This window comes from Acidovorax sp. GW821-FHT10A04, from assembly GCF_059415825.1.
The window spans coordinates 556,299-581,653 of record NZ_JBWKNZ010000001.1 but is presented as its reverse complement, the minus strand read 5'-3'; the positions used below and the strand labels follow the sequence as shown (position 1 = coordinate 581,653).

Sequence of the window (25,355 nt, the reverse complement as noted above, 5' to 3'; positions counted from 1 at the left end):
CCATGGCCAAACAAGTCCAGGAAGCCTATATCGTTGCTGCCACGCGCACGCCCATCGGGCGCTCGCACCGCGGCTTCTTCCGCAACACCCGGCCCGACGACCTGCTGGCGACCACGCTCAAGGCAGCGCTGGCCGCGGCGCCCGGTCTCGACCCCAAGGCCATCGAGGACATCATCTGCGGCTGCGCGATCCCCGAAGCCCAGCAGGGCCTGAACGTGGCGCGCATCGGTGCCGTGCTGGCCGGCCTGCCCACCAGCGTGGGCGGCATCACCGTCAACCGTTTCTGCGCATCGGGCCTGTCTGCGGTGCAGATGGCGGCCGACCGCATCCGCGTCGGCGAAGCCGACGTGATGATCGCTGCCGGCGTGGAAAGCATGAGCATGGTGCCCATGATGGGCAACTCGCCCTCGCTGTCGCCCTCGATCTTCGAGCGCGAAGGCGACGTGGGCATTGCCTACGGCATGGGCCTCACGGCCGAGAAGGTGGCCCAGCAGTGGAAGGTCAGTCGCGATGCGCAGGACCAGTTCGCGCTGCAGTCGCACCAGAAGGCCCTGGCCGCCCAGCAGGCCGGTTACTTCGCCGACGAGATCACCTCCATCGAAGTGACCGACCGCACGGCCAACCTGGAAACCGGCGAGTCGATCGCCAAGAGCCGCACCGTGAGCCTGGACGAGGGCGCCCGCCCCGACACCACGCTCGAAGGCCTGGCCAAGCTGAAGACCGTGTTCGCCGCGCGCGGCTCCGTCACCGCCGGCAACAGCTCGCAGACCAGCGACGGCGCCGGTGCGCTGATCCTGGCCAGCGAGGCCGCCGTGAAGCGTTTCGGCCTGACGCCGCTGGCGCGGTTCGTGAGCTATGCCTCCAAGGGCGTGCCGCCGCACATCATGGGCATCGGCCCGATCGAGGCGATCCCGGCGGCCCTGCGCTATGCGGGCCTGAACCAGCAGGACATCGACTGGTTCGAGCTGAACGAAGCCTTTGCGGCGCAGTCGCTGGCGGTGATGAACACGCTGGGCATGGACCCTTCCAAGGTCAACCCCATGGGCGGCGCGATCGCGCTGGGGCACCCACTGGGTGCGACGGGCGCGATCCGCTCGGCCACGGTGGTGCATGCGCTCAAGCGCAACAAGCTCAAGTACGGCATGGTCACGATGTGCGTAGGCATGGGCCAAGGCGCCGCCGGCATATTTGAATCTGTTTGAGGCTACTGCGCGGCCTTCAGGCGTCGTTGGGCGGTGCTCGGAATCCTCACGTACAGGAAGTACGTTGCGGTTCCTGTGCTCCGTTCGCCTAGCCTGAAGACCGCTCGCTACGCCCTTGAGGGCGGGGTGTGAAGAGCGGGATTGTTTGAAGTGTTTTCCATCGAGCCGGCGCAGATCGGTCTTTACAGGAGACGAACATGGACAAGCAGACTTTGCAGGTGATGGACGCGGTGTCTTTGGCGCTGCGCGTGTACGAACCCGAAGGTGGGGCTGGCGCCGCGCGCGCCAGTGTCGTGGTCGGCGGGGCCATGGGGGTGCGGCAGGCGTTCTACGAGGCGTTTGCGCGCTGGCTGGCGCAGCAGGGGTTTCGGGTTACGACGTTCGATTACCGCGGGCATGGGGATTCGCTGCAGGGCCCTATGCGGGCCGTGAAGGCGGATCTGTTCGATTGGGCGCAGGACTACGAGGCCGTGATTTCAGCGGCCAAGGCTGCGCTACCGGCGTCCCCGCTGTACCTGCTGGGGCACAGCCTGGGGGCGCAGCTGCCGGGGCTCTTGCGCAACCCGGCGCAGGTCGACGGGCTGCTCAGCATTGCCGCAGGCAGTGGCTACTGGCGCGACAATGCGCCGCAGCTCAAGCGCATCGTGCCGTATTTCTGGTGGGTACTGGTGCCGCTGGCCACGCGGCTGTGCGGGTACTTTCCCGGGCGCACGCTCAAGAAGGTCGGCGATCTGCCGGCCGGCGTGATCCTGCAGTGGCGGCGCTGGTGCCTGAACCCCGCCTACAGCGTGGGGGCCGAAGGGGCTGCCGTGGCGCAAAGCTATGGGGCGGTGCGCTTTCCGGTGCTGGCCCTGTCGATGAGCGACGATGAGCTCATGACGCTGCGCGGCACGCACAACCTCGTCAACCTGTATGCCAACACCGAGCGCAGCGTGGAGAGCATCACCCCGGCAGACCTGCATGTGCGCCGCATCGGGCACTTCGGCTTCTTTCGCGACCAGTTCAGCGGCAATCTGTGGCCGCGCGCGGCGGCCCTGCTGTCCGGGTTCGGCGCTGCGGCAACAGTCACCGGCACGACGGTGTAGTCCGGCAATTCGCGGCACACTCAGCGCATGACCCGCAGCACCCAGACCCCGCAAGGCAGCGACAACCCTCCTGCTGCCGCCGCCGCCCCCCACCCGCTCGACGAGGCCCTGCAGCTGTCCGCCAGCGCCGATGTCCCGGGGCAGTACCAGGGGCAGACCCATCCTGGCTACTGGAACATGGTTGGCCCGTTCGGCGGTGTCACGGCAGCCACCTTGTTGACGGCCATCCTGCAGCACCCGGACCGGCTCGGCGACCCCCTGTCGCTCACGGTCAACTATGCGGGCGCACTGGTGGAGGGCGCCTTCACCATCCAGGCCGTGCCCGTGCGCACCAACCGCTCCACCCAGCACTGGACACTGTCCATCCTGCAGGCCGATGCCGAGGGTGCGCTGGTGGTCACCACCACCGGCACGGCAGTGACGGCCGTGCGCCGCGAGACCTGGAGTGTGGGCGACCTGCCCATGCCCGAGGTGACGCCGCCTGCCGAGCTGGCGCCCATTGCCCGGCAGGGGGTCGAGTGGATCAACCGCTACGAGATGCGGCCGCTGAAGGGCCCCATCCCCAATACCTGGGATGGCAGTGGCGACCACAGCACCACGCAGTTGTGGATGCGCGATGCGCCACCGCGGCCGCTGGACTTTTTGTCGCTCGCCGCCCTGGCCGATGTGTTCTACCCGCGTGTCTGGCTGCGCCGCGCGCGCCGCGTGCCGGCCGGCACGGTGTCCATCACCGTGTACTTCCATGCCAGTGCCGAGCAGCTTGAGGCCACTGGCACCGGCCACCTGCTGGGCCAGGCCCGGGGCCAGGAGTTCCGCAACGGTTTCTTCGACCAGACCGCCCAGTTGTGGAACGAGGCCGGCACCATGCTGGCCACGAGCCACCAGATCGTTTACTACAAGGAATGATGGATGGAAGGCCGGCAGGGGACTGGCATCCTTCGCCTGCCGCATCATCCGTCCTTCGATGCCCGATTCATCATCCCAAACCCCCGAGATTCCAGCCATGACTGCATCCACCCAAGACATCCTCGTCCACACCGAAGCCGGTGTCACCACCATCACCTTCAACCGGGTGGACAAGAAGAACTCCATCACCACCACCATGTACGCCGCCATGGCCGATGCACTGGTTGCCGCCGAGGCGGACGCTGCCGTGCGCGTGGTGGTGTTCCAGGGCGATGTGGCGATCTTCAGCGCCGGCAACGACATCGGTGACTTCTTGCAGCAACCGCCCGCCACGCAGGACTCGCCCGTGTTCCGCTTCCTGCACGGCATCGCCGCCTTCCCCAAGCCCCTCATCGCGTCCGTCTGCGGCCCGGCCGTGGGCATCGGCACGACCTTGCTGTTCCACTGCGACCTGGTCTACGCCGGTGACAACGCGGCGTTTTCCATGCCCTTCGTGAACCTGGGCCTGTGCCCCGAGGCGGCGTCGAGCCTGCTGGTTCCACAGATGATGGGCTACCACCGTGCGGCCGAGGCCCTGCTGCTGGGCGAGCCTTTCATGGCCGAAGCGGCCTTGGAAGTGGGCCTGGTGAATCGCGTGGTGCCTCCCACGGAATGCAATGGTGTGGCGCAGGCACAGGCGAAGAAGCTGGCGGCCAAGCCCTTGTCTGCGTTGATCGAGACCAAGCGCTTGATGAAGAAGGGGCAGACGCAGCCGGTGCTGGAGCGCATGGGCGAGGAGGGCGCGAGCTTTGGGCGCATGCTGCGGGAGCCGGCTGCGCGCGAGGCGTTTTCTGCGTTCATGGAGAAGCGCAAGCCTGACTTCAGCAAGGTTTGATTTCTTGAGCCTGCTGTGCGGTCGTCGGCGCGATGATGACCGCATGCCTTAGCTGAGTGCGGGAGCCGGGATGTGCGCCCGGCGGCGCACCCACCTTCTTTTGCGTCGCCAAAAGAAGGGGGGCCAAGAAAAGGCGACCCCCAGTCTGCGTCCCTTCGCTTCGCTGCGGGCAACCTGCGATGCTCGGTCCTGGGGTGGCGTCGCAGAACTCGCTGCGTTCTTCGAACTCCGCTCAAACAGCTGCGACGAGTCAGATCACGAAGTGCGTGTGTCCTTCGGCACACGCACCCACCCCAGGCCCTGCGCTTCTCGGCGCAGCCAGCAGGGGTGGGGAGCGGGTACCACACGGCTGCTGCTTGCGCAGCTGCGCCGGGTGTCGGTTACGCGCTGCGCGCTGCCGACGCGCCTGACTATCGCCCTGGCGAGCCGAGCGCAGCGAAGGACCACAGGCCGAGCGAAGCAATGGCCCGTGTTGGTATCCACCCCCTTCTGACCGTGCCGAGAAGCGCAGAAGCTGGGGTGGCGCGTGTGCCGCAGGACACACGCGCTTCGTCATCTGACTCGCCGCAGATGTCTGAACGGAGTTCGCCCGAAGGGGGAACGCAGTGAGTTGCGAGGCGCACCCCAGCTTGGAGCATCGCAGGCTGCCCCCTCGTACGCAGTGCGAGGGGGACACGGGCAGCGGGGTCGCCTTTTCTTTGCCTTCTTTCTTTTGGCGACGCAAAAGAAAGAAGGTGCGCCGCCGGGCGCACATCCCGGCCTCCGCCCTTCAATGAAGCAAATTGATCGATTGGGCCACTGCACGCAGCACTCAGTACCGAGGCTGAAACCGCGCAATCGCATCACGCGCCGCAGCATCCAACGCAAACCCCGTCCCAAACCTCTGCGCCAATTCATCTGCCCGCGCAAGGAACGCCTCCACCCCCGTTCCATAGATGAACTGCATCGCCCCCCCGGTCCACGCCGGAAACCCGATCCCAAAGATCGACCCGATGTTCGCATCGTGCACGCTCGTGAGCACCCCCTCCGCCAGGCACCGCGCCGTCTCCACCGCCTGCCGGTACAGCAAGCGATCCTGGATCTCCTGCACGTTCAAGGGGCTTGAAGTGTCGGCAGGGCGCCCGAACAGCGACGGCAGCTGAGGCCACAACTGCTTCTTGCCGCCCGCGGGGTAGTCATAGAACCCGCCGCCACCCGCGCGGCCAGGGCGCTTCAATTCCTTGACCATGCGCTCCACCAACAGCTCGCCGGGCGTGGCGAGGTAAGTGTGCCCCTCGGCCGCATAGTCGGCACGCGTCTGGTCGAGCACATGCACGCTCAGGGTCAGCGCCGTCTCGTCGAGCACGGCCAGCGGCCCCACGGGCATGCCGGCCTGCATGGCCGCGTTCTCGATCAGCGCCGCAGGCACGCCCTCGCCGAGCAGGGCCGCGCCCTCCATCACGTAGGTGCCGAAGGTGCGGCTGGTATAGAAGCCGCGCGAATCGTTGACCACGATGGGCACCTTGCCCAGGGCCTGCACGTAGTCGAAGGCACGCGCCACGGTCTCGTCGTCCGTGGCCTGGCCGCGGATGATCTCCACCAGTTTCATCTTGTCCACCGGGCTGAAGAAGTGGATGCCGACGAATTTCGCGGGCCGGCGGCTGGCCTGCGCCAGGCCGGTGATAGGCAGGGTCGACGTATTGCTGGCGAAGAAGCCACCCTCGGCGAGCTGGGGCTCGGCCTCGCGCGTCACGTTCGCCTTGAGCTCGCGGTTCTCGAACACGGCTTCGATCACCAGGTCGCAGCCGGCCAGGTCGGCGGCATCGGCGGTCGGGGTGATCCTGGCGAGCAGTGTCTGTTGCGCAGTTGCCTCCATGCGGCCCTTGTCCACGCGTGCCTGCGAGAGCTGGGCGCTGTAGGCCTTGCCGGCCTCGGCCTTTTCCTGGCTCACATCCTTGAGCACGGTGGCAATGCCCCGGCTGGCCTGGGCCCAGGCGATGCCTGCGCCCATCATGCCGGCGCCCAGGATGCCGACTTTCTGCGGCTTGTAGCGCGGGGAACTGCCGGGTCGTGACTGGCCGCTCTTGATCGCATTCATGTCGAAGAAGAACGTGTTGATCATGTTGCGCGCCACGGGGCCGGTCATCAGGCGGGCCAGGTAGCGGCTTTCGATGCGCAGCGCGGTGTCGTAGTCGACGATGGCGCCTTCGACCATGGTGGCCAGGATGGCCTCGGGCGCCGGGTAGCGGCCGCGCGTGGTCTTCTTGAGCATGGCGGGTGCCACGCTCAGTGCGCCGGCCACCTTGGGGTTGGCGGGCGTGCCGCCGGGCATCCTGTGGTTCTTGTCGTCCCAGGGCTGGACGGAGTGCGGGTGGGTGGCGATGCGGGCCAGGGCGGCGGGCAGCAACTGCTCGGGCGTGGCCACCAGTTCGTGCACCAGCTGCAGCTCCAGCGCCTCGCGCGGATTGAAGAGCTGGCCTTCGAGCAGGTAGGGCTGCGCGCCCATCAGACCGAGCAGGCGCGTCATCTTGGTGATGCCCGTGGCGCCGGGCATCAGGCCCAGGGTCACCTCGGGCAGGCCGAACTGGATGCGCGGGTTGTCCACGGCAATGCAGTAGTGGCCCACCAGCGCCACCTCCCAGCCGCCGCCGAGGGCCGCACCGTTGAGGCAACTGACCACGGGGATGCCCAGGGTTTCCAGCGTGCGAAAGTGCTTTTTCATGCGCTCGATCTCGCCGAAGGCGGTGGGCGCATCGGCAGGCGTGAGCCGCATGGTGGCCTTGAGGTCGGCGCCCGCGAAGAAGCTGGTCTTGGCCGATGCCAGCACCACGCCCTTGAGCTGGGCGCGATCGGCCACGACACGCGCCGTGGCCTCGCCCAGGTCGGCCTGCCACTGGCGGCACATGGTGTTGACGCTGGAGTCCGGTTCGTCGAAGGTGATCAGCGCAACCTTGCCGTCGGCGGCATCGAGGAGTTCGTAGCGGATGGTCTGCATGGTGTTCTCCGTCGTCGTCATCACACGCGTTCCACGATGGTGGCAATGCCCATGCCGCCACCCACGCACAGCGTGGCCAGGCCGTAACGCAGTTGCCGGCGGTGCAGCTCGTCGATCAGCGTCCCCAGGATCATGGCGCCCGTGGCGCCCAGGGGGTGGCCCAGGGCGATGGCGCCGCCGTTGACGTTGACCTTGTCGTGCGGCACGCCCAGTTCGCGCATGAAGCGCATGGGCACGGCGGCAAAGGCCTCGTTGACCTCGAACAGGTCGATCTGGCCGATGTCCAGGCCGGCCTTGGCCAGTGCCTTGCGCGCGGCCGGCACGGGGCCGGTGAGCATGATGGTCGGGTCGGCACCGCTGAGCGCGGTGGCCACGATGCGCGCGCGCGGCGTGAGACCATGGGCCGTGGCCGCGGATTCGTTGCCGATCAGCACCGCTGCGGCGCCATCGACGATGCCCGAGGCATTGCCCGCATGGTGCACATGGTGGATGCGCTCCACCTGCGGGTAGCGCTGCAGCGCCACCGCGTCGAAGCCCATGCCGCCCAACTGCTCGAACGAGGGCTTGAGCGCGGCCAGGCCTTCGAGCGTGGTCTGCGGCTTGATGAACTCGTCCTCTTCCAGGATGGGCAGGCCCAGGAAGTCCTGCACGGGAACCACCGATTGCTTGAAGTAGCCGGCCGCGCGCGCGGCGGCGGCCCGGCGCTGCGATTCGACCGCATAGGCGTCGACGTCGGAGCGCGTGAAACCGTCCAGCGTGGCGATCAGGTCCGCGCCGATGCCCTGGGGCACGAACAGCGTGGCCGAGTTGGTGTCCGGGTCCTGCGCCCAGGCGCCGCCGTCCGAGCCGATGGGCACGCGGCTCATGCTCTCCACGCCACCGGCCACCACCAGGTCTTCCCAGCCCGAGCGCACCTTCTGCGCGGCCAGGTTCACGGCCTCCAGGCCCGACGCGCAAAAGCGGTTGACCTGCAGGCCCGAAGCGCGGAAGTCCCAACCCGCCTTGAGTGCCGCCACCTTGGGCAACACCGAGCCCTGCTCGCCCACGGGCGAGACGATGCCCATCACGATGTCGTCCACCGCAGCGGTGTCGAAGCGGTGGCGGCGCTGCAGCTCGGCCAGCAGGCCGGTGAGCAGACTGATGGGCTTGACCTCGTGCAGGCTGCCGTCCTTCTTGCCCTTGCCCCGCGGCGTGCGGATGGCATCGAACACATAGGCTTGTGTCATGGCGTGTCTCCAGTTTGTCGCCGCAGTATAGGGCGGGACGGCTTTATGCAGATCACCTGCTTTGTATAAATGGTGACACCTGACCAGACGCGCGGTCCTCCTGGTGTAGGAGCAGGATGGCAGCGGCTCCCCGGTTTGGCTGACGGCCGCCGTACGCAAAGCCTTCGAAACTCATTGCGGCACGCCTCATCCATCCCACATTCCATCCAGGTGAACCATGAGCAACAGCATCCAGCGCAGCGGGGCAGGTTCGTCGGACGGCAATGCCATGCCGAACCCAGCGCGCGCCGGGCCTGGGCCCATGGACCAGCACGCGATCCGCTTCAGCGCCGGGGGCCTGCTCGCGGTGCTGGTGGCTTTCTGGTTGCTGGGGCCGTTCATGGGCATGGCGGCGCTGATCGTTCTGGCCACGCTGTTCTTCGTCTGGCGCGAACCTGGCGTGTCCAACCCGCTGCGGTGGGAAGACCACTACGAGCAGCCTGATCGGGCAGAGTAAGGTGGACGATGGCGTCCGCAAGGGCCCGGACAGGGCACATGCGGAGGGCGCTGGGTGCGCCCCCGTCGTTCCACCTCAGAACCGGTAGCGCACGCCCACGGTGGCCAGGTCGGCGGGTGCCGTGTCGTCCGCGAAGTGCAGGCGGTGGCGCTCCCACTCCAGCACGGCGGCGATGTTGGGCGTGAAGCCCCAGCTGGCACCCACCCCGAAGGACAGGCCCATGCCGCTGTTCCTGCCGGTGCGCAGGCCATAGACGGGCTCGGCGGACGTAAAGGTCCGGCTGTAGGTGGTGCCGGCCTTGGCAAACAGCTCCAGGCGGTCTCCGATGGGGGCACGCCCCACCAGGCTCAGGTTCAGTCCACGGGCCTTGGTCCGGCCATCGAGCCGGTAGGCGCGGCCGAAATCGAGGTAGCCCACCTCAACGCCGAAGTTGCGGTGAAAGTAGCCGCCGGTGCTGAGCTTCCAGGCGGTATCGCTGTCGTCGTAGGCCAGCCCGGTCGGCCCCGCGTACAGGTCGTACCGGGAGCGCCCGCCCGACAGGCCGACATAGCCGGCCTGGGTGAAGGGCAGGACGGACCTGGAGGAAGGCAGAGATACGTCGGCAGGGGCCTGCGCTCGCGCCACGCCGCACACGACGCCGAAAAGCGCGCCGCCGATGGCGGCAATGAGCCAGGGGGAAGTGCTGCTGCGCCGTGCATGCCTCATGGAAGTCTCCCGCGATAAGGACACCGTTTTTTGGCACCCGCACACGCAGGCCGCCTGACTTCCAATTTAGGCGGCTGCCATGTAACAGCACGTGGGATTTGATAAGCGGCTTTTGTAGGAATCGGCCTGCAAGGAAGGGCGCTGGCAACGCGCTATCCTGTCATCTTTGAACAGATTCTTGTGGGCTGGGCCTGGATGGCCTTATCCTGCGAAAACGGGGCTGCTTATTGACCGCCCCACCAGAACAATGGCAAAAACCCTTTCCGAATCCCTGCAGCGCCTGGCGCGCGACGCCATCGAATACGACGACGCGCGCTCCGGCTTTTTCCTCGAGCACCACCTGGCCCTGGCCGCTGGCGCGGGCTTGGCCGTGTCCGCGCTGATGGCGCCCAGCCGCAGTGCGGCCGCCGTGCGCGGCCTCGCCGCCGGGGTGCTGCTGGTGCGTGGCCTCAGTGGCCGCGACGGCGTGCGCGACTGGCTGCAGGTGCGCGGCGCTGCACCGGCCCCGCGCAAGCTCAGTCCCGAAGAGATCCGCGAGACCTGGCTGCTGTAAGCGCAGCTCCAGGCTGCGGCCCGGGCTACTTGCCCAGCCCCATCGCGCGGGTGATCACTTCCTTCATGATTTCGTTGGTGCCGCCGTAGATGCGCTGCACCCGGGCATCGGCGTAGGCGCGGGTGATGGGGTACTCCCACATGTAGCCATAGCCGCCGTGCAGCTGCAGGCACTCGTCCATCACCTTGCACTGCAGGTCGCTGGTCCAGTACTTCGCCATGCTGGCCGTGGCGGTGTCGAGCTGGCCGGCCACGATGAGCTCGCAGCATTTGTCCACAAAGACGCGTGCCACCTGCACCTCGGTCTGCAGCTCGGCCAGGGTGTAGCGGGTGTTCTGGTAAGCGGCCACGGGCTGGCCGAAGACCTTGCGCTGCTTGACGTAGTCCACCGTCCAGTCGATGGCCGCCTGGGAGGCGGCCACGGCCGTGATGGCGATCTGCAGCCGCTCCCAGGGCAACTGCTCCATCAGGCAGATGAAGCCGCGCCCTTCCATGGCCGGGCCGCCCAGCAGGTTCTCGGCCGGCACCTTCACGTCGGTGAAGAACAGCTCGGACGTGTCCTGCGCCTTCATGCCCAGTTTCTTCAGGCGCTGGCCCTTCTCGAATCCCGGCATGCCGCGCTCCACGAGGAACAGGCTGGTGCCCTTGGCCCCCGCCGCCGGGTCGGTCTTGGCGACCACGATCACCAGGTCCGCATGCCAGCCGTTGGTGATGAAGGTCTTGCTGCCGTTGAGCACATAGTGCGAGCCGTCGGCGCTCTTCACAGCCGTGGCCTTGATGCCCTGCAGGTCGCTGCCGGCAGCCGGCTCGCTCATGGCGATGGCGCCCACCGTGGCACCGCTGGCCAACTGCGGCAGGTAGCGCCGCTTCTGCTCCTCGGTGCCGTAGTGCAGCAGGTAGGGCGCCACGATCTCGCTGTGCAGCCCGAACCCAATGCCGGTGAATCCCGCACGCGCAATCGCTTCCATCTGCGCCACCGAGTAGAGCTTGTCGGCGCCCGCGCCGCCGTACTCCTCGGGCAGCGCCATGCACAGGAAGCCGTTCTCACCGGCCTTGGTCCACACGGCGCGGTCCACATAGCCCTGCTCCTCCCAGGCCGCGTGGTGGGGGGCCACCTCCTTGTCGAGGAAGCGCGCAAAGCTCTCGGCGAAGGCCTGGTGGTCGGCGTTGAAAAGGGTGCGTTCGATCATGGTCGTGTCTCCGGAGTCATTTTGCAAAGCAGGCGCTTTTTAAAATTCTGCCATGGGTTCGCGGCAACAAAAAGGCCGCCCATGCGGGGCGGCCTGGCCGGTGATCGTGGACCTGCCTACTTGACGTAGTCCGACACGACCTTCCACTTGCTGTCCTGGATCTGCGACAGGCGCGACAGGTCGCTGCCCAGGCGCTTCTGCGGCCCGTAGGACGCTTCGGCGCTGCCGAACATGTCGGGCGGGATGACCATGGTGTCCATTGCCTTGATGAAGCTTTCGGTGGTCAGCGAGGTGCCGGCCTTCTGCGCCGCGCGGATGAAGGCGTCGATGGCGCCGTAGCCGTAGACCGAGAACACGGTCGGGTCCTCGTTGAACTTGGTCTTGTACTTGGTGGCCCAGAAGCGGATGGGCTGCGAGGCCTCGTCCAGGTAGGGGTGCTGCACCGTCATGGTGGCGTACAGGCCGTCCATGGGCTTGCCGCCCAGCTTGTGGATGAGGTCGGTGTAGGCCGCGCTCGAGCCGAGGAAGGTGGGGTTGAAGCCGGTCTTGCGCGCCTCGCCGATGGTGCCGATGGTCTCGCGGATGATGGTGCCCAGGACCACGAAATCGCAGTCGGCTGCCTTCATCTTCGCCACCTGCGAGGAGAAGTCGGTGGCGCCGCGCTTGTACGAGGTCTTCTCGGTGAAGTCCAGGCCCATGGCCTTCAGGGCTGCTTCGCCGCCGCGCATCACCTCCAGGCCGAACTCGTCGTCCTGGTAGATGGTGCAGATCTTCTTGGCGCCCTTTTCCTTGATGAGCTTGGGTGCGGCCAGGCGGATCTGGTCGTAGTAGGTGGCGGCAAACGAGTACTTGAGCTTGTGGAAGGGCTCGTACATCTCGCGCGCGGCCGTCACCGGGAAGAAGTTGATCACGTTCTTGCTGAACTGCACCGGCATGGCCGCCAGGTTCTGCGCCGTGCCGATGTGCGCCACCATCATGAAGATCTTGTCCTGGTTGACGAGCTTCTGCGCCGCCAGCACCGCCTTCTTGGGGTCGTAGCCCGAGTCCTCGACCTTGAGGTCGATCTTGCGGCCGTTCACGCCGCCCTGCTCGTTGGCCTCGTCCACGCGCAGCATCATCCCCAGGCGCACCTGCTTGCCGAAGCCCGCGAGCGGCCCCGACAGATCCTGGATGGAGCCCAGCGTGATGCTGTCCTTGGCCACGCCCTGCGTCTGGGCCTGCGCGGCGGTGCCGGCCAGGGCCACGGTGGCCAGCGCAGCGAGGTGATGAAGTTTCATGGCACGTCTCCTTGGATGGATCGGATTCGTCGTTATAGAACGATGCCCGGTACCGGGCACCAGCACTTTCCCTATGGGCGGGTCAGCGGTACATGGCCTCGATCTGGGCCGCGTATTTCTGCTGCACGAGCTTGCGCTTGAGCTTCATGGTGGGGGTCAGCTCCTCGTCCTCGGCAGAAAGCTGCGTGTCCAGGAGGAAGAACTTCTTGATCTGCTCCACGCGCGCGAAGCGGGTGTTCACGCGGTCCAGCTCGGCCTGTATCAGGGCCTGCACCTCAGGGGCGCGCGTGAGGCTGGCGTAGTTGGAAAACGGCACGTCGTTGTCCTGCGCGTACTTCTCCACGTTCTCCTGGTCGATCATGATGATCACCGTGAGGTAGGGCCGGGCATCGCCGATCACCACCGCGTCAGTCACGTAGGGGCTGAACTTGAGCTCGTTCTCCAGTTCGCTCGGAGTGATGTTCTTGCCGCCGGCCGTGATGATGATGTCCTTCATGCGGTCGGTGATGCGCAGGTAGCCGTCGGCGTCGATCACACCCACATCGCCGGTGTGCAGCCAGCCATCGGGGGAGATGGTCTCCGCCGTCTTCTCGGGCTGGTTCAGGTAGCCCTTGAAGACGTTCGGGCCGCGCACCAGGATCTCGCCGGTGACCGGGTCCACGCGCACCTCGTTGTAGCTCGCGGCGGGGCCGATGGAGCCGGGCTTGATGCGGCTGGCCGGCACGCCGGTGGCGGCGCCGCAGGTCTCGGTCATGCCCCACACCTCCAGCATGGGTACGCCCAGTGCCAGGTACCACTTCACCAGGTCGGGCGAGATCGGTGCCGCCCCTGTGACGAGGAAGCGAGCGCGGTGGATGCCGATAAGCTTGCGCACGTTGTCCAGCGCCAGCCAGCGTGCCAGCTGGAACTGCAGCTTCTGCCCGGCGCCCACGGGCTTGCCGGCCAGCACCTGCTCGGCAATGCGCGTGCCCACACCGATGGACCAGGCGTACGCCGCCTGCTGCAGCTTCGTGGACTCCTTGAGCGCGATCATCACGCCCGAATAGAACTTTTCCCATACGCGCGGCACGGCGGTGAACACGGTGGGGGCGATCTCGCGCACGTTCTCGGGCACGGTGTCGGGGTTCTCCACGAAGTTCAGGCGCGAGCCGGTGTACAGCGAAAAGTACTCGCCGCCCATGCGCTCGGCGATGTGGCACAGCGGCAAAAAGCACATGGCCTCGTCGTCCTCGGTGCGCGAGATCAGCGTGTTGTAGCCGCGCACGGTGTAGGCCAGCGCAGCATGGGTGTGCATGGCGCCCTTGGGCTTGCCGGTGGTGCCCGAGGTGTAGACCAGGATGGCCACGTCCTCGGGCTTGCAGCCCTGCACACGGCGCTCCAGCGCGCCCGCGTGCTGCGCGTTCCAGTCCCGGCCCAGCGCGCGCAGGGCCTGCAGGCTGATGATGCCGGGGTCCGCGAGGCTGCGCAGGCCTTCCATGTCGAAGACCACGATCTTGCGCAGCAGCGGCAATTGCGCGCGCACTTCCAGTGCCTTGTCCAGTTGCTCGTCGTCCTCGACGAAGAGCACGCTGGTGCGGGAGTCCTCGCACAGGTAGTGCACCTGGCTGGCCGCGTCGGTGGGGTAGATGCCATTGGAGACACCGCCGCAGCTGAGCACGGCCAGGTCGGCCAGCACCCATTCGATGTTGGTACTCGACAGCACGGACGCGCAGTCGCCTGGAGCAAAGCCCAGTGCCATCAGGCCGCCCGCGATCTCGCGCACGGCGTCGGCGGTCTGGTCCCAGGTCCAGCTCTTCCAGATGCCCAACTGCTTCTGGCGCAGCCACACCTTGGGGCCGCGCTGCGCCACGCCATTCCAGAACATGGCGGCCATGGTGTCGCCCGCGAGCACGTCGGTGCCGGCCGGCTGGATGTGGGAGAGGTCCCATAGATTGGACATGCCGGTCACCTCCAGTTCTTCTTCTTTTTCCAGCGCCGCTCGCCGCGCACACCGGCGTCCTTCATGCCCAGGTAGAACTCCTTGATGTCGTCCTTCTCGCGCAGGCGCTCGCAGCTGTCTTCCATCACGATGCGGCCGTTCTCCAGCACATAGCCGTAGTCGGAGGCGTTGAGCGCCATGTTGGCGTTCTGCTCCACCAGCAGGATGGTGGTGCCGCGCTCGCGGTTGATGCGCACCACGATCTCGAAGATCTCCTTGGTGAGCTTGGGCGACAGGCCCAGGCTGGGTTCGTCGAGCAGGATCAGCTCGGGGTTGGCCATGAGGGCGCGCGAGATCGCCAGCATCTGCTGCTGGCCGCCCGAGAGCAGGCCCGCGTCTTGCGCGGCGCGTTCCTTGAGGATGGGAAAGTAGGCATACACCAGCTCCAGGTCGCGCGCCACCGCGTCGGCGTCGCTGCGCGTGTAGGCCCCCATGAGCAGGTTGTCGCGCACCGACAGCAGAGCGAACACCTCGCGCCCCTCGGGCACGTGCACCAGGCCCCGGCGCACGATGGCGGCCGGGTCGGCGGCCGTGATGTGGGCACCCTGGAACTCGATGGAGCCCCGGCGCGGGTCGATGATGCCCGAGATGGTCTTGAGGATGGTGGTCTTGCCCGCGCCGTTGCTGCCCAGCACGGCCGCGATCTCGCCACGCTGCACCTGCAGGCTCACGCCGCGGATGGCCTTGATGGGACCGTAGGCGCTTTCCACGTTCTGCAGCCGCAACTGCGGCGTGCCCTCTGCGGTGCTGCCGGGGCCGGATGGGCCGGGGAACGGAATGACGGTCATCGTGCCATCCTTGCCGGTGCGCTGCCCGTCGGGCGGCGCAGGTTGCTCACATCGTCGATGGTGCCCAGGTAGGCCTCGATCACGCCGGGGTGCGCCTGCACCTCGCGCGGCGTGCCCATGGCCACCACCTCGCCCTGGTTCATGGCCAGCACCCGGTCCGATACCTTGGACACCAGCGACATGTCGTGCTCCACCATCAGCACGGTGATGCCGAGCTCGTGCTGGATGTCCTGGATCCAGAAGGCCATGTCGTCGGTCTCCTCCACGTTCAGGCCCGAGGAGGGCTCGTCCAGCAGCAGCAGGCGCGGCTCGGTGCACAGCGCCCGGGCCAGCTCCACCACCTTGCGCACGCCATAGGGCAGGCCGGCCACCAGCGTGTCGCGGTAGTGCTGCAGGTCCAGGAAGTCGATGATCTCCTCGGCCTTCTCGCGCGCCCGCACTTCGGCATCGCGCACGCGGCGGGTGAAAAGCAGGTCGGCCCACAGCCCGGTCTCGCGGCGCGTGTGGCGGCCGATCAAGAGGTTGTGCAGCACGCTCGCGTGCTCGAACAGCTCGATGTTCTGGAAGGTGCGCGCAATGCCCAGGCCGGCCACCTTGTGCGGCGGCTGGTCGGTCAGCGGCAGCATGCCGTCCGGGCCTGCATAGTGGATGGTGCCGGCGGTGGGCGTGTAGATGCGGCTGATGAGGTTGAACACCGTGGTCTTGCCCGCGCCATTGGGTCCGATCAGGGTGAACACCTCACCGCGGCGCACTTCGAAGCCCACGTTGTTCACGGCCAGCACGCCGCCGAAACGCACGCTGAGGTTCTGGGCGCTGAGCAGGATGTCGTCGGTCATTTCAGCCTGTCCGATTTTTGGAAGGACTTCTGCCGCTTGAACAGGCCCTTGCGGTAGAACGGGAACAGCTGCAGCCAGGTGCGCACCTTGAGCCAGCGGCCGTACAGGCCCATGGGCTCGAACAGCACGAAGAGGATCAGCACGGCGCCGTAGACCACGGCCTGCAGGCCCGGGGCCTGGCCGATGGCGGCGGGCAGCCAGTCCTTGCCCAGCGAGATCAGCTGCGGCATGGAGATCAAAAAGATGGCGCCCAGGAAGGCACCATGCACCGAGCCCAGCCCGCCGATCACGATCATGAGCAGCAGGTCGATGGACTGCAAGATGTTGAACTGGTCGGGCGAGATGAACTGCAGCTTGTGCGCGTACAGCGCGCCGCCGATGCCGGCCAGCGCCGCCGACAACGAGAACGACAGCGTCTTGTAGCGCGCCAGATGGATGCCCATGCTCTGCGCCGAGATCTCCGAATCGCGGATGGCCACGAAGGCCCGGCCCGTGGGCGAGCGCAGCAGATTCAGGATGGCCAGGGTGCTGACCACGGCGATCACCAGGCACAGGAAGTAAAAGGACTCGGTCGATTCGAACTTGAAGCCCCAGATCTCGGGTGGCACCAGGTGCTTGCCCGAGTTGCCACCCGTGACCGACTCCCAGCGCGCGAATACCTCCTCGACGATGAAGCCAAAGGACAGCGTGGCCATGCCCAGGTAGATGCCCTTCACGCGCAGCGCCGGCAGGCCCACGATCACCCCCACCGCGGCCGACAGCCCCGCAGCGCAGGCCAGCGACAGCGCGAACGGCCAGCCCATGCCTGTGAGCACCGCCTGCGTGTAGGCCCCCACGCCCAGGAAGGCCGCATGCCCGAGCGAGAACAGCCCCGTGAAACCCGCCAGCAGCATCAGCCCCAGGCCGACGATGGCGTAGATGAGCACGAAGGTCAGCTGCGCCAACCAGTACTCGGGCGCCACCCAGGGCGCCGCCACCAGGGTCAGGCACAGCAGCCCGTACCAGAACACATGCCCGCCGTGCTTGGCCAGGCGCAGGTCCTGCTCGTAGGAAGTCTTGAAAAGAAAGCGCATGGGGTCAGACTTTCTTTCTCAGCTTTTCGCCAAACAGTCCGTTGGGCCGCACCATCAGCATGACCAGCACCACGATGTAGGCGGCCGTGTCCTTGAAGCCGTCGGGCAGGTAAAAGCCCGAGAACGACTCCACGATGCCGATCACCAGGCCGCCGACGATGGCACCCGGCAGGCTGCCGAAGCCTCCGACCACGGCGGCCGGAAAGGCCTTGAGCCCGATCAGGCCCATGTTGGCGTGCACGAAGGTGATGGGCGCCAGCAGCAGCCCGGCCACCGCCGCCACGGCGGCGGCCAGGCCCCAGGCCAGGCCGTTGAGGCGCTGCACGGGAATGCCCATGTAGTAGGCCGCCAGCTGGTTTTGCGACGAGGCCTGCATGGCGATGCCGAGCTTGCTGTAGCGAAACAGTGCGAACAACAGCGCACACAGCACGCCGGTGGCGCCGATCACGGCCAGCTGCTCGGCGTTGAGCACCAGCGCGCCAAGCTTGAACGACAGATCCTTGTAGGGCACGGGCAGGGTGTGCGTCTCGGTGCCGATGGCGGGGATCATCGTCACCAGGCCGCGCAGTACGTAGCCGATGCCGATGGTCAGCATGACGATGGAGAAGGCCGGCTGGCCCAGGATGGGGCGGATCACCGCGCGCTCGAGCACGGTGCCGAACAGGCCCATGGCTGCGATGCTGGCCAGCACCGCCACCCAGAAGGGGAAGCCGAGCACCGTCATCAGCGCCAGGCCGCAGAAGGCGCCCAGCATCATGAGCTCGCCCTGGGCGAAGCTCACGGTTTCCGTGGCCTTGTAGATGAGAACGAAGCCGAGCGCGATCAGGCCGTAGATGCACCCCTGGGCGATACCGCTGATCAACAGTTGCACGAATTGCACACTGGCCCTCCGGAATATTTATACAAAGCAATTGCTTTGCATAAATAATGGTGCCTGCGTGCGGCCCCTGCCGCACTCGGGGCTAACCCTGAGTGCAGGCACTGCCAGGGCACCGCGCATGTTGTCCCTTTGCCAGGGGGCGCGCAATAAGGGTTGCGTCCTATGCGGCGCGTGGAGGAGTCCATGTCCATCGAGGTAGAAAAGCAAGGCCGTGTCACGCTGGTGACACTCCACCGGCCCGCGGTGCGCAACGCGGTCGATGCGGCGACGGCCCGTGCGCTGCACGCGGCCTTCCTGGCGTTCGAGCGCGACGACACGGCCGACGTGGCCGTGTTCCATGGCGCGGGTGGCCACTTCTGCGCGGGCTGGGACCTGCAATCGGGCGCGCGGCTGCAGGCCGAGGGCACTTCGCCCGAGGCCCTGGCGCAATCGCTCGACTATGCGGCCGGCGCACCGGACCCCGCCGCTCCCATGGGCCCGAGCCGGCTGCAGCTGTCCAAACCCGTGGTGGCCGCCGTCAGCGGTGCGGCCGTGGCCGGCGGCATGGAGCTGGCCCTGTGGTGCGACCTGCGTGTGATGGAGGAGGGCGCCTATTTCGGCGTGTACTGCCGCCGCTTCGGCGTGCCGCTGATCGACGGCGGAACGGTGCGCCTGCCGCGCCTCATCGGGCTGTCGCAGGCGCTCGATCTGATCCTCACGGGCCGCAAGGTCGAGGCCCCCGAGGCCTTGCGCATGGGCCTGTGCAACCGCGTGGTGCCGCCCGGCCAGGCCCTGGCGGCCGCGCTGGCGCTGGCGCACGAGATCACCGCCTTTCCGCAGGCCACGCTGCGGGCCGACCGCGCCAGTGCCTTCGCACAAGAGGGCCTGCCGCTGGCCGAAGCGCTGCTGCAGGAGTGGCAGGGCGGGCGGGCCTGCCTGGCCGATGCGCTGCAGGGCGCGGAGCGCTTCACCGCGGGCCAGGGGCGGCATGGAAAGTTTTGATTGAAAATGGCCTGAAGTGCTTACTTGGATGGCATGGCCCGCTATCCATTGAAGAGCGCACGGAGACACCGAACAGGAACACCATGAGCAAGACCAGCACCGCACTGCCGCAGGAATTCGAGCCCGAATTCGTGGCCGGCCTGAAATCCATCTTCGAGGAAAAGATCGTCTTCAACCAGGTGCTGGGCCTGAAGATCACCGCCCTGCACCCCGACCGGGTGGAGGGGCGCATCGAGATGAAGCCCGAGCTGGTGGGCCACTATGCGTACAACCGCGTGCACGGCGGCGTGATCAGCGCCGGGCTCGATGCCATGGGCGGCCTGGCCGTGATGGCGGCCATCGGCGGGCGCCACATGGACGAAGCGCCCGAGCAGCGCCTGCACCGCTTTGCCAAACTTGGCACCATCGACCTGCGCATCGATTACCTGCGCCCGGGCATCGGCAGCCACTTCACGCTGCACGCTGAGGTGCTGCGCCTGGGCTCGCGCGTGGCCACCACGCGCATGGAGTTCAAGGGGCCGAACGGGGAGATCATGTCCGCAGGGGCGGCGGCCTACATCGTCTCCTGATGCGGGATCGAAAAAAGCAGGATATCCCGTCGAGGATGTAATGCGCCGGATGTGAGTGCCCGCAAACATTGCAAGCGCATGCTACGGATGAACCGTTTGGTTACCGTTCTTGCGCAATGCACGCATCCGTCGCGTAGGTGCACTCCTACGATGAAATCTCTTTTCAAGGAGTACCGATGGCCGTGCAAAACCCCTTCTTTGGCAAGCGTGAACCCGAGTCGTTTCAGCCCCGCCACAGTCCTTCCAACTCCACCGGCCTGAGCAGCCCGGTGGCCACTTCGTCCGCCAGCGGTGCCGCGCCGGCATCGGCACCGGTCAGCCCGGCCCTGGCCAAGCCCTCGTCGGCCGCGGATTCCACCGGCAGCAAGCTCACGGTGGGCCCCAACATCAAGCTCAAGGGCGTGGAGATCACCGATTGCGACACGCTCGTGGTCGAAGGCACGGTAGAGGCCACCATGGACTCGCGCGTGATCCAGATCTCCGAGCACGGGGCCTTTCGCGGCTCGGCCGAGATCGACATCGCCGAAATCCATGGCGAGTTCAACGGCACGCTCACGGTGCGCCAGAAGCTCGTGATCTACAGCACCGGCAAGGTCAACGGCAAGATCCGCTACGGCAAGCTGGTGGTGGAAGAGGGCGGCCAGCTCGCCGGCGAGATCGAATCCGGCATCGGCTCGGGCAGCGCCTCGTCGGCATTGCGCAGCGCGCTGCCTGCGCAGCAGCCGGTGCGTGCCGAACCGACCGCGCTGGCGGCCTGAACGACCGCCCGCTGACGACCGGTGCCCTGCCGGGGCCCGGTCGGTCTTTCTTGTCTGCTGACTACTCGCCTTCCTTCTTCGGGCGCGGCACGGGGCGCGGACGGCCTTCGTCGTCGATGGCCACGTAGGTCAGGCGCGCTTCCGTCACCTTGACGTAGCGCCCCTGGTCGGCAAAGCGCTCGGCATATACCTCCACCTGCACGGTGACCGAGGTGTTGCCCACGCGCGTGATCGACGAGAAGAACGACAGGATGTCGCCCACGCGCACGGGCTGCTTGAAGATGAACTCGTTGACCGCCACGGTGGCCATGCGGCCCTGCATGTAGCGCGCCGGCAGCACGGAGCCGGCCAGGTCGACCTGTGCCATGACCCAGCCGCCGAATATGTCGCCATTGCCATTGGTGTCCGCCGGCATGGGGATGACCTTGAGCACCAGTTCCTTGTCGGTGGGCAATTGGGCGGCGGGTGGGCTGAAATTCTCGGACATGGGCACAATCTCGGTTGGGGCTGGCACGGATGCTGGGGGACACCACGGGTGGACTCCAGGGCACGCCCCGAGAAAACCACCCAGGCGCCAGCCGGGTCGGTAAAAACAACAACCGGAATTGTCCCCCATGCGCCCTGTCGGCGAACCCCACCCTGCCCAGGCACCGGCTTTGGCCGCTGCAACCCCTCCCTCCGACTGGGCCACCATCGGCCGCTTGCTGCCCTACCTGTGGCAGTACAAGTGGCGTGTGGTCGCGGCCATCGTCTTCATGGTGGGCGCCAAGATGGCCAACGTGGGCGTGCCCGTGCTGCTCAAGACCCTGGTGGATGCCATGGACCTGAAGCTGGGCGAGCCGGCCACCTTGCTGGTGGTGCCGGTGGGGCTGTTGCTGGCCTACGGCGCCCTGCGCCTGTCCACCTCTATCTTCAGCGAGCTGCGCGAACTGGTGTTCGCCAAGGCCACGCAGGGTGCCGCGCGTTCGATTGCGCTGCAGACCTTCGAGCACCTGCATGCCTTGAGCCTGCGCTTTCACCTGGAGCGGCAGACCGGCGGCATGACGCGCGACATCGAGCGCGGCGTGCGCGGCATCGAGTCGCTGATCTCCTTCACCCTGTTCAACGTGGTGGCCACGCTGGTCGAAGTGGCCCTGGTGCTCACCGTGCTGGCCGTCAAGTTCGACGCGTGGTTTGCCTGGATCACGCTGGCGGCCTTGGCGTTCTACATCCTGTTCACCGTGCTGGTGACCGAGTGGCGCACGCAGTTCCGGCGCGAGGCCAACGAGTTCGACTCGGCCGCCCACACCAAGGCGGTGGATTCGCTGCTCAACTACGAAACCGTCAAGTACTTCAACAACGAAGGCTTCGAGGCGCGCCGCTACGACGAAAGCCTGGAGCGGCTGCGCCATGCGCGCCTGAAGAGCCAGACCACGCTGTCCATGCTCAACGCCGGGCAGCAGTTGATCATCGCCATCGGCCTGGTGGCCATGCTGTGGCGCGCGACGCAGGGTGTGGTCGACGGGCGCATGACGCTCGGTGACCTGGTCATGGTCAACGCCTTCATGATCCAGCTGTACATACCGCTGAACTTCCTCGGGGTGATCTACCGCGAGATCAAGCAGAGCCTGACCGACCTGGACAAGATGTTCGTGCTGATGGACAAGGAGCGCGAGGTGGCCGATGCCCCCGGTGCGCTGCCGCTGTCGGGCCTCGACCAGGCCACGGTGCGTTTCGAGGATGTGCATTTCGCCTACGACACGCGCAAGGGCGAGGGCCTGGCCGCCGGCCGGCCCATCCTGCAGGGCGTGAGCTTCGAAATCCCCGCCGGCAAGACGGTGGCCGTGGTCGGGCCCTCGGGCTCGGGCAAGTCCACCCTGGCGCGGCTGCTGTACCGTTTTTATGACATCCAGCAGGGGCGCATCACCATCGCCGGACAGGAGATCCGCGCGGTGACCCAGGCCAGCGTGCGCCAGGCCATCGGCATCGTGCCGCAGGACACGGTGCTCTTCAACGACACCATCGCCTACAACATCGCCTACGGCCGCCCAGGCGCCAGCCAGGCCGAGGTCGAGGCGGCCGCCCGTTCGGCGCGCATCCACGACTTCATCGCCGGCACGCCGGCCGGCTATGGGGCCATGGTGGGCGAGCGCGGGCTCAAGCTCTCGGGCGGTGAAAAGCAGCGCGTGGCCATCGCCCGCACCCTGCTCAAGAACCCGCCCATCCTGATCTTCGACGAGGCCACCTCGGCGCTCGACTCGGCCAACGAGCGCGCCATCCAGTCCGAGCTGCAGAGCGCCGCCCAGAACAAGACCACGCTGCTGATCGCGCACCGGCTGTCCACCGTGGTCGATGCGCACGAGATCCTGGTCATGGACGCCGGCCGCATCATCGAGCGCGGCACCCACGCCGAACTGCTGGCCCAGCGCGGGCGCTACGCCAGCATGTGGGCGCTGCAGCAGAGCGACGCCGCGGCATGAACCTTGCCTCCAGCCACGACAACCATCGCTTTTGATTTCCTTTTGATTCCACTGCCATGAAACCTGTCCTGCTTGCCCTCTCATTCCTTGCCGAGGAACATTGCGCCCAGCTGTCGGAAACCTTCGAGCTGGTTTACGCGCCCGATGCCGCCCAGCATGCGAAGGCCATTGCCGAGCATGGCAGCCGCGTGCGCGTGGTGCTCACCATCGGCTCCATCGGCATCACGCCGGCGCAGATCGATGCGCTGCCGGCCGCCACGCTGATCTGTGCGCTGGGTGCGGGCTACGAGAACATCGCCGTGGCCCATGCCAAGGCGCGCGGCATCGTGCTGGCCAATGGTGCGGGTACCAACGACGATTGCGTGGCAGACCACGCCTTCGGCCTGTTGATCGCCGCCGTGCGCGGCATTCCCCAACTCGACGTCGCCACCCGCCAGGGCGTGTGGCGCACGGCCTTGCCGCTGCCACCCAATGTGTCGCACAAGCGCATCGGCATCGTCGGTCTGGGCACCATCGGCAAGAAGATCGCGCAGCGCGCGCTGGGCTTCGACCTGCAGGTCGGCTACCACAACCGCAGCGAGCGCAGCGATGTGCCTTACCGCTACTTCGGCGACGTGACAGCGCTGGCCGAATGGGCGGATTTCCTGGTCGTGGCCACGCCTGGCGGCCCGGGCACCAAGCACCTGGTCAACGCCTCGGTGCTCGCTGCCCTGGGACCGCGCGGCTATGTGGTCAACATCGCGCGCGGCAGCGTGATCGATACCGCGGCGCTGGCCAGCGCCTTGCGTGACGGCCGCATTGCGGGCGCGGGCCTGGATGTGTACGAGAGCGAGCCCGCGCCACCGGCCGAGCTGCTGGACCTGCCCAGCGTGGTGCTCACCCCCCATGTGGGTGGCTGGTCACCCGAAGCGGTGCAGGCCTCGGTGGATCGCTTTGTCGAGAACGCGCGCCGCCACCTCGCGGGCGAGGCACCGGTATCGCCCATCTGAGTCGGCCCCCGCCAGCAATGGACAGGTCGTCGGGGGCTCAGCCCCCGCCGAGTACCTTGTACAAGGTGATGCGGTTGGTCTGCTCGGCCAGCTGCAGGCTCAGCAAGGTCTGCTGCGCCGCGTACAGCGAGCGCTGGGCGTCGAGCACCGTGAGGTAGTTGTCGGCACCGGCCTTGAAGCGGGCTTCGGACAGGGCGTAGACACGCTCCGTCGCTGCCAGCAGCGAGGTCTGCGCGGTGATTCGGTCCGTCAGGGTGGCGCGCTCGGCGAGTGCGTCCGCCGCTTCGCGGAAGGCGGTCTGGATGACCTTCTCGTACTGCGTGAGGGCGATGCGCTGGTTGGCCTGGGCGACGTCCAGGTTGGCCTGGTTGCGGCCGCCGTCGAAGATCGGCAGGCGGATCTGCGGCACGAAGCTCCACAGCAGGTTGCCGCTGCCGAACAGGCCCGAGAGCTCGGTGCTCGCCGTGCCCACACTGGCCGTGAGCGAGATGCTGGGGAAGAAGGCCGCACGCGCAGCGCCGATGTTGGCATAGGTGGCCTGCAGGCTGCGCTCGGCTGCCATCACGTCGGGGCGCGTGAGCAGCACACTCGAGGGGATCTGCGCGGGTACGGCCAGCAGCTGCAAGGCGCTCTCGCGCAGCATGGGCACGGGTGCGGCCGCCTGCGTCACGCGCGCGCTGCGCCGTTCGTCCGGGACCTGTGCGGCCACGGGCACAGGAGGGGCGGGTTGTACGGCGGGCAGCAACGTGGCCGGAACGGGCGAACCCACCAGCAGCTGCAGCGCATTGCGGTCGCGCGCCACCTGGCTGGTGAAGGCGGCGACGTCGGCGCGCGCACTGTCCACCGTGGTCTGGTTCTGCGCCAGCACCAGGCCCGAGGTACCGCCCAGGCGGTGCGTGCGCTCGGTCAGGGAGTACGACGCCTCGCGCGAACGCAGGGTTTCCTTCGCCAGCTCCAGGCGCGCCTGGTCGGCGGCGAGGTTGAGCCAGGCGCTGGTGACCTCGGCCACCAGGCTCAGCTGCACGCTGCGCTGGTTGTCGGTGACGCGCAGCACCTCCTGCAGGGCGGCCTCGTTGAGGTTGCGCACACGGCCGAAGAAGTCGAGCTCGTAGCTGGTGATGCCCAGTTGCGCGCTGTACTGCTCGCCGATCTGCGAGCGGCCGGCCGTGGTCAGGTCGGCGGCGGTGCGCGTGCGGTTGCCCTGGGCCGTGCCACCCACGCTGGGCAGCCGGTCGGCGCGGCTCACGCCGTACTGGGCCTGGGCGCGCTCGATGGCCAGGGCCGCGGAGCGCAGGTCGCGGTTGTTCTGCAGCGCCAGGGTGATCACGTCGCGCAACTGCCCGGACTGCACCACGGCATCCCAGCCCAGCGGGGCATAGGTGGCCGCGCTGGCGTCCGCGACCGTGGCGGTGTTGTCCAGGGCGGCGGGCACCGGGGCCGCGGGGCGGTCGTAGCCGGGGGCCAGGTTGGTGCAGCCGGCCAGGAGCAGCAGGGCACACAGCGGGGTCAGCAGGGCTTTGTGCATGCCGCAGGAAACAGCTGATCCAGATCGGGCCG

23 protein-coding genes are annotated in these 25,355 nt (G+C 67.2%); 11 read left to right on the top strand and 12 right to left on the bottom strand.

Annotation, left to right across the window (positions count from 1 at the left end; all coding sequences use genetic code 11):
* The first annotated feature begins 2 nt into the window (after window positions 1-2).
* The 4 genes from AC07PF_RS02635 (at window position 3) to AC07PF_RS02620 (ending at window position 4,067) form a co-directional block, all read left to right on the top strand.
* On the top strand, window positions 3-1,202 hold the full coding sequence (locus AC07PF_RS02635; protein WP_007860877.1) for an acetyl-CoA C-acyltransferase: 1,200 nt from the start codon (window positions 3-5) through the stop codon (window positions 1,200-1,202).
* Window positions 1,203-1,399: 197 nt separating this feature from the next.
* Window positions 1,400-2,287 (top strand): alpha/beta hydrolase family protein, encoded by an 888-nt coding sequence (locus AC07PF_RS02630; protein WP_494610795.1) that lies wholly within the window; start codon window positions 1,400-1,402, stop codon window positions 2,285-2,287.
* Window positions 2,288-2,314: 27 nt separating this feature from the next.
* Complete coding sequence (locus AC07PF_RS02625; protein WP_494610794.1) at window positions 2,315-3,193, top strand: acyl-CoA thioesterase; 879 nt, start codon at window positions 2,315-2,317, stop codon at window positions 3,191-3,193.
* 97 nt (window positions 3,194-3,290) lie between these two features.
* Complete coding sequence (locus AC07PF_RS02620) at window positions 3,291-4,067, top strand: enoyl-CoA hydratase (protein ID WP_007860889.1); 777 nt, start codon at window positions 3,291-3,293, stop codon at window positions 4,065-4,067.
* Window positions 4,068-4,878: 811 nt separating this feature from the next.
* Here the strand turns inward: AC07PF_RS02620 and AC07PF_RS02615 are convergent.
* Together AC07PF_RS02615 and AC07PF_RS02610 are read right to left on the bottom strand one after the other, a co-directional pair.
* Complete coding sequence (locus tag AC07PF_RS02615) at window positions 4,879-7,041, bottom strand: 3-hydroxyacyl-CoA dehydrogenase NAD-binding domain-containing protein (RefSeq protein ID WP_494610998.1); 2,163 nt, start codon at window positions 7,039-7,041, stop codon at window positions 4,879-4,881.
* A 20-nt stretch (window positions 7,042-7,061) separates the two neighbouring features.
* Complete coding sequence (locus AC07PF_RS02610; protein WP_145694673.1) at window positions 7,062-8,267, bottom strand: acetyl-CoA C-acetyltransferase; 1,206 nt, start codon at window positions 8,265-8,267, stop codon at window positions 7,062-7,064.
* A 217-nt stretch (window positions 8,268-8,484) separates the two neighbouring features.
* Between AC07PF_RS02610 and AC07PF_RS02605 the strand changes: the two genes are divergently transcribed.
* The gene (locus tag AC07PF_RS02605) at window positions 8,485-8,763 is read left to right on the top strand and encodes a hypothetical protein (RefSeq protein ID WP_494610793.1); all 279 of its coding nucleotides are present in this window, start codon (window positions 8,485-8,487) and stop codon (window positions 8,761-8,763) included.
* Window positions 8,764-8,838: 75 nt separating this feature from the next.
* Here the strand turns inward: AC07PF_RS02605 and AC07PF_RS02600 are convergent, their stop codons facing one another.
* On the bottom strand, window positions 8,839-9,468 hold the full coding sequence (locus AC07PF_RS02600; protein ID WP_494610792.1) for an outer membrane beta-barrel protein: 630 nt from the start codon (window positions 9,466-9,468) through the stop codon (window positions 8,839-8,841).
* Between the two features lie 247 nt (window positions 9,469-9,715).
* Here AC07PF_RS02600 and AC07PF_RS02595 point away from each other — a divergent pair, with 247 nt between their 5' ends.
* Window positions 9,716-10,021 (top strand): hypothetical protein, encoded by a 306-nt coding sequence (locus AC07PF_RS02595; RefSeq protein WP_007862169.1) that lies wholly within the window; start codon window positions 9,716-9,718, stop codon window positions 10,019-10,021.
* A 25-nt stretch (window positions 10,022-10,046) separates the two neighbouring features.
* Here the strand turns inward: AC07PF_RS02595 and AC07PF_RS02590 are convergent, their stop codons facing one another.
* The 7 genes from AC07PF_RS02590 to AC07PF_RS02560 all read right to left on the bottom strand — a co-directional run bounded on the left by AC07PF_RS02590 (window position 10,047) and on the right by AC07PF_RS02560 (window position 18,042).
* Window positions 10,047-11,210, bottom strand: a complete 1,164-nt coding sequence (locus tag AC07PF_RS02590; protein ID WP_494610791.1) for an acyl-CoA dehydrogenase family protein — start codon at window positions 11,208-11,210, stop codon at window positions 10,047-10,049.
* A 116-nt stretch (window positions 11,211-11,326) separates the two neighbouring features.
* On the bottom strand, window positions 11,327-12,487 hold the full coding sequence (locus tag AC07PF_RS02585) for an ABC transporter substrate-binding protein (protein ID WP_494610790.1): 1,161 nt from the start codon (window positions 12,485-12,487) through the stop codon (window positions 11,327-11,329).
* An 82-nt stretch (window positions 12,488-12,569) separates the two neighbouring features.
* Window positions 12,570-14,426 (bottom strand): AMP-dependent synthetase/ligase, encoded by a 1,857-nt coding sequence (locus AC07PF_RS02580; RefSeq protein WP_494610789.1) that lies wholly within the window; start codon window positions 14,424-14,426, stop codon window positions 12,570-12,572.
* Window positions 14,427-14,431: 5 nt separating this feature from the next.
* Entirely contained in the window at window positions 14,432-15,253 is an 822-nt protein-coding gene (locus tag AC07PF_RS02575) for an ABC transporter ATP-binding protein (RefSeq protein ID WP_494610788.1), read from the bottom strand.
* Window positions 15,250-16,089: an ABC transporter ATP-binding protein gene (locus tag AC07PF_RS02570; RefSeq protein ID WP_007862162.1), complete on the bottom strand. Its 840-nt coding sequence runs from the start codon at window positions 16,087-16,089 to the stop codon at window positions 15,250-15,252. The genes AC07PF_RS02575 and AC07PF_RS02570 overlap by 4 nt, the downstream gene beginning before the upstream one ends.
* Window positions 16,086-17,162: a branched-chain amino acid ABC transporter permease gene (locus AC07PF_RS02565; RefSeq protein WP_494610787.1), complete on the bottom strand. Its 1,077-nt coding sequence runs from the start codon at window positions 17,160-17,162 to the stop codon at window positions 16,086-16,088. Before AC07PF_RS02565 ends, AC07PF_RS02570 begins: the two co-directional genes overlap by 4 nt.
* Window positions 17,163-17,166: 4 nt before the next feature.
* Window positions 17,167-18,042, bottom strand: a complete 876-nt coding sequence (locus AC07PF_RS02560) for a branched-chain amino acid ABC transporter permease (protein ID WP_108016380.1) — start codon at window positions 18,040-18,042, stop codon at window positions 17,167-17,169.
* Between the two features lie 183 nt (window positions 18,043-18,225).
* On the opposite strand from AC07PF_RS02560, the gene AC07PF_RS02555 reads away from it, so the two are divergent.
* From AC07PF_RS02555 to AC07PF_RS02545, 3 genes are all read left to right on the top strand, one after another.
* Window positions 18,226-19,023: a crotonase/enoyl-CoA hydratase family protein gene (locus tag AC07PF_RS02555; RefSeq protein WP_494610786.1), complete on the top strand. Its 798-nt coding sequence runs from the start codon at window positions 18,226-18,228 to the stop codon at window positions 19,021-19,023.
* Window positions 19,024-19,106: 83 nt separating this feature from the next.
* The gene (locus tag AC07PF_RS02550) at window positions 19,107-19,592 is read left to right on the top strand and encodes a thioesterase family protein (protein WP_007857305.1); all 486 of its coding nucleotides are present in this window, start codon (window positions 19,107-19,109) and stop codon (window positions 19,590-19,592) included.
* Window positions 19,593-19,768: 176 nt separating this feature from the next.
* Window positions 19,769-20,350 (top strand): bactofilin family protein, encoded by a 582-nt coding sequence (locus AC07PF_RS02545; protein WP_494610785.1) that lies wholly within the window; start codon window positions 19,769-19,771, stop codon window positions 20,348-20,350.
* Between the two features lie 61 nt (window positions 20,351-20,411).
* On the opposite strand, the gene AC07PF_RS02540 is transcribed toward AC07PF_RS02545, so the two are convergent.
* On the bottom strand, window positions 20,412-20,837 hold the full coding sequence (locus AC07PF_RS02540; protein WP_007857307.1) for an acyl-CoA thioesterase: 426 nt from the start codon (window positions 20,835-20,837) through the stop codon (window positions 20,412-20,414).
* Between the two features lie 127 nt (window positions 20,838-20,964).
* On the opposite strand from AC07PF_RS02540, the gene AC07PF_RS02535 reads away from it, so the two are divergent.
* Together AC07PF_RS02535 and AC07PF_RS02530 are read left to right on the top strand one after the other, a co-directional pair.
* Window positions 20,965-22,809, top strand: coding sequence for an ABCB family ABC transporter ATP-binding protein/permease (locus tag AC07PF_RS02535; protein WP_007857308.1), 1,845 nt, complete (start codon window positions 20,965-20,967; stop codon window positions 22,807-22,809).
* Window positions 22,810-22,865: 56 nt separating this feature from the next.
* On the top strand, window positions 22,866-23,798 hold the full coding sequence (locus AC07PF_RS02530) for a 2-hydroxyacid dehydrogenase (protein WP_494608577.1): 933 nt from the start codon (window positions 22,866-22,868) through the stop codon (window positions 23,796-23,798).
* A gap of 37 nt (window positions 23,799-23,835) precedes the next feature.
* On the opposite strand, the gene AC07PF_RS02525 is transcribed toward AC07PF_RS02530, so the two are convergent.
* Window positions 23,836-25,323, bottom strand: a complete 1,488-nt coding sequence (locus AC07PF_RS02525) for a TolC family protein (protein WP_494610784.1) — start codon at window positions 25,321-25,323, stop codon at window positions 23,836-23,838.
* Window positions 25,324-25,355: the final 32 nt, after the last annotated feature.

Coding starts and splice junctions, on each gene's coding strand:
- AC07PF_RS02530 (WP_494608577.1), top strand. CDS start 22,866: ATGAAACCTGTCCTGCTTGCCCTCTCATTCCTTGCCGAGGAACATTGC.
- AC07PF_RS02635 (WP_007860877.1), top strand. CDS start 3: ATGGCCAAACAAGTCCAGGAAGCCTATATCGTTGCTGCCACGCGCACG.
- AC07PF_RS02585 (WP_494610790.1), bottom strand. CDS start 12,487: ATGAAACTTCATCACCTCGCTGCGCTGGCCACCGTGGCCCTGGCCGGC.
- AC07PF_RS02580 (WP_494610789.1), bottom strand. CDS start 14,426: ATGTCCAATCTATGGGACCTCTCCCACATCCAGCCGGCCGGCACCGAC.
- AC07PF_RS02620 (WP_007860889.1), top strand. CDS start 3,291: ATGACTGCATCCACCCAAGACATCCTCGTCCACACCGAAGCCGGTGTC.
- AC07PF_RS02590 (WP_494610791.1), bottom strand. CDS start 11,210: ATGATCGAACGCACCCTTTTCAACGCCGACCACCAGGCCTTCGCCGAG.
- AC07PF_RS02630 (WP_494610795.1), top strand. CDS start 1,400: ATGGACAAGCAGACTTTGCAGGTGATGGACGCGGTGTCTTTGGCGCTG.
- AC07PF_RS02545 (WP_494610785.1), top strand. CDS start 19,769: ATGGCCGTGCAAAACCCCTTCTTTGGCAAGCGTGAACCCGAGTCGTTT.
- AC07PF_RS02600 (WP_494610792.1), bottom strand. CDS start 9,468: ATGAGGCATGCACGGCGCAGCAGCACTTCCCCCTGGCTCATTGCCGCC.
- AC07PF_RS02535 (WP_007857308.1), top strand. CDS start 20,965: ATGCGCCCTGTCGGCGAACCCCACCCTGCCCAGGCACCGGCTTTGGCC.
- AC07PF_RS02540 (WP_007857307.1), bottom strand. CDS start 20,837: ATGTCCGAGAATTTCAGCCCACCCGCCGCCCAATTGCCCACCGACAAG.
- AC07PF_RS02610 (WP_145694673.1), bottom strand. CDS start 8,267: ATGACACAAGCCTATGTGTTCGATGCCATCCGCACGCCGCGGGGCAAG.
- AC07PF_RS02625 (WP_494610794.1), top strand. CDS start 2,315: ATGACCCGCAGCACCCAGACCCCGCAAGGCAGCGACAACCCTCCTGCT.
- AC07PF_RS02550 (WP_007857305.1), top strand. CDS start 19,107: ATGAGCAAGACCAGCACCGCACTGCCGCAGGAATTCGAGCCCGAATTC.
- AC07PF_RS02570 (WP_007862162.1), bottom strand. CDS start 16,089: ATGACCGACGACATCCTGCTCAGCGCCCAGAACCTCAGCGTGCGTTTC.
- AC07PF_RS02565 (WP_494610787.1), bottom strand. CDS start 17,162: ATGCGCTTTCTTTTCAAGACTTCCTACGAGCAGGACCTGCGCCTGGCC.
- AC07PF_RS02605 (WP_494610793.1), top strand. CDS start 8,485: ATGAGCAACAGCATCCAGCGCAGCGGGGCAGGTTCGTCGGACGGCAAT.
- AC07PF_RS02525 (WP_494610784.1), bottom strand. CDS start 25,323: ATGCACAAAGCCCTGCTGACCCCGCTGTGTGCCCTGCTGCTCCTGGCC.
- AC07PF_RS02615 (WP_494610998.1), bottom strand. CDS start 7,041: ATGCAGACCATCCGCTACGAACTCCTCGATGCCGCCGACGGCAAGGTT.
- AC07PF_RS02595 (WP_007862169.1), top strand. CDS start 9,716: ATGGCAAAAACCCTTTCCGAATCCCTGCAGCGCCTGGCGCGCGACGCC.
- AC07PF_RS02575 (WP_494610788.1), bottom strand. CDS start 15,253: ATGACCGTCATTCCGTTCCCCGGCCCATCCGGCCCCGGCAGCACCGCA.
- AC07PF_RS02555 (WP_494610786.1), top strand. CDS start 18,226: ATGTCCATCGAGGTAGAAAAGCAAGGCCGTGTCACGCTGGTGACACTC.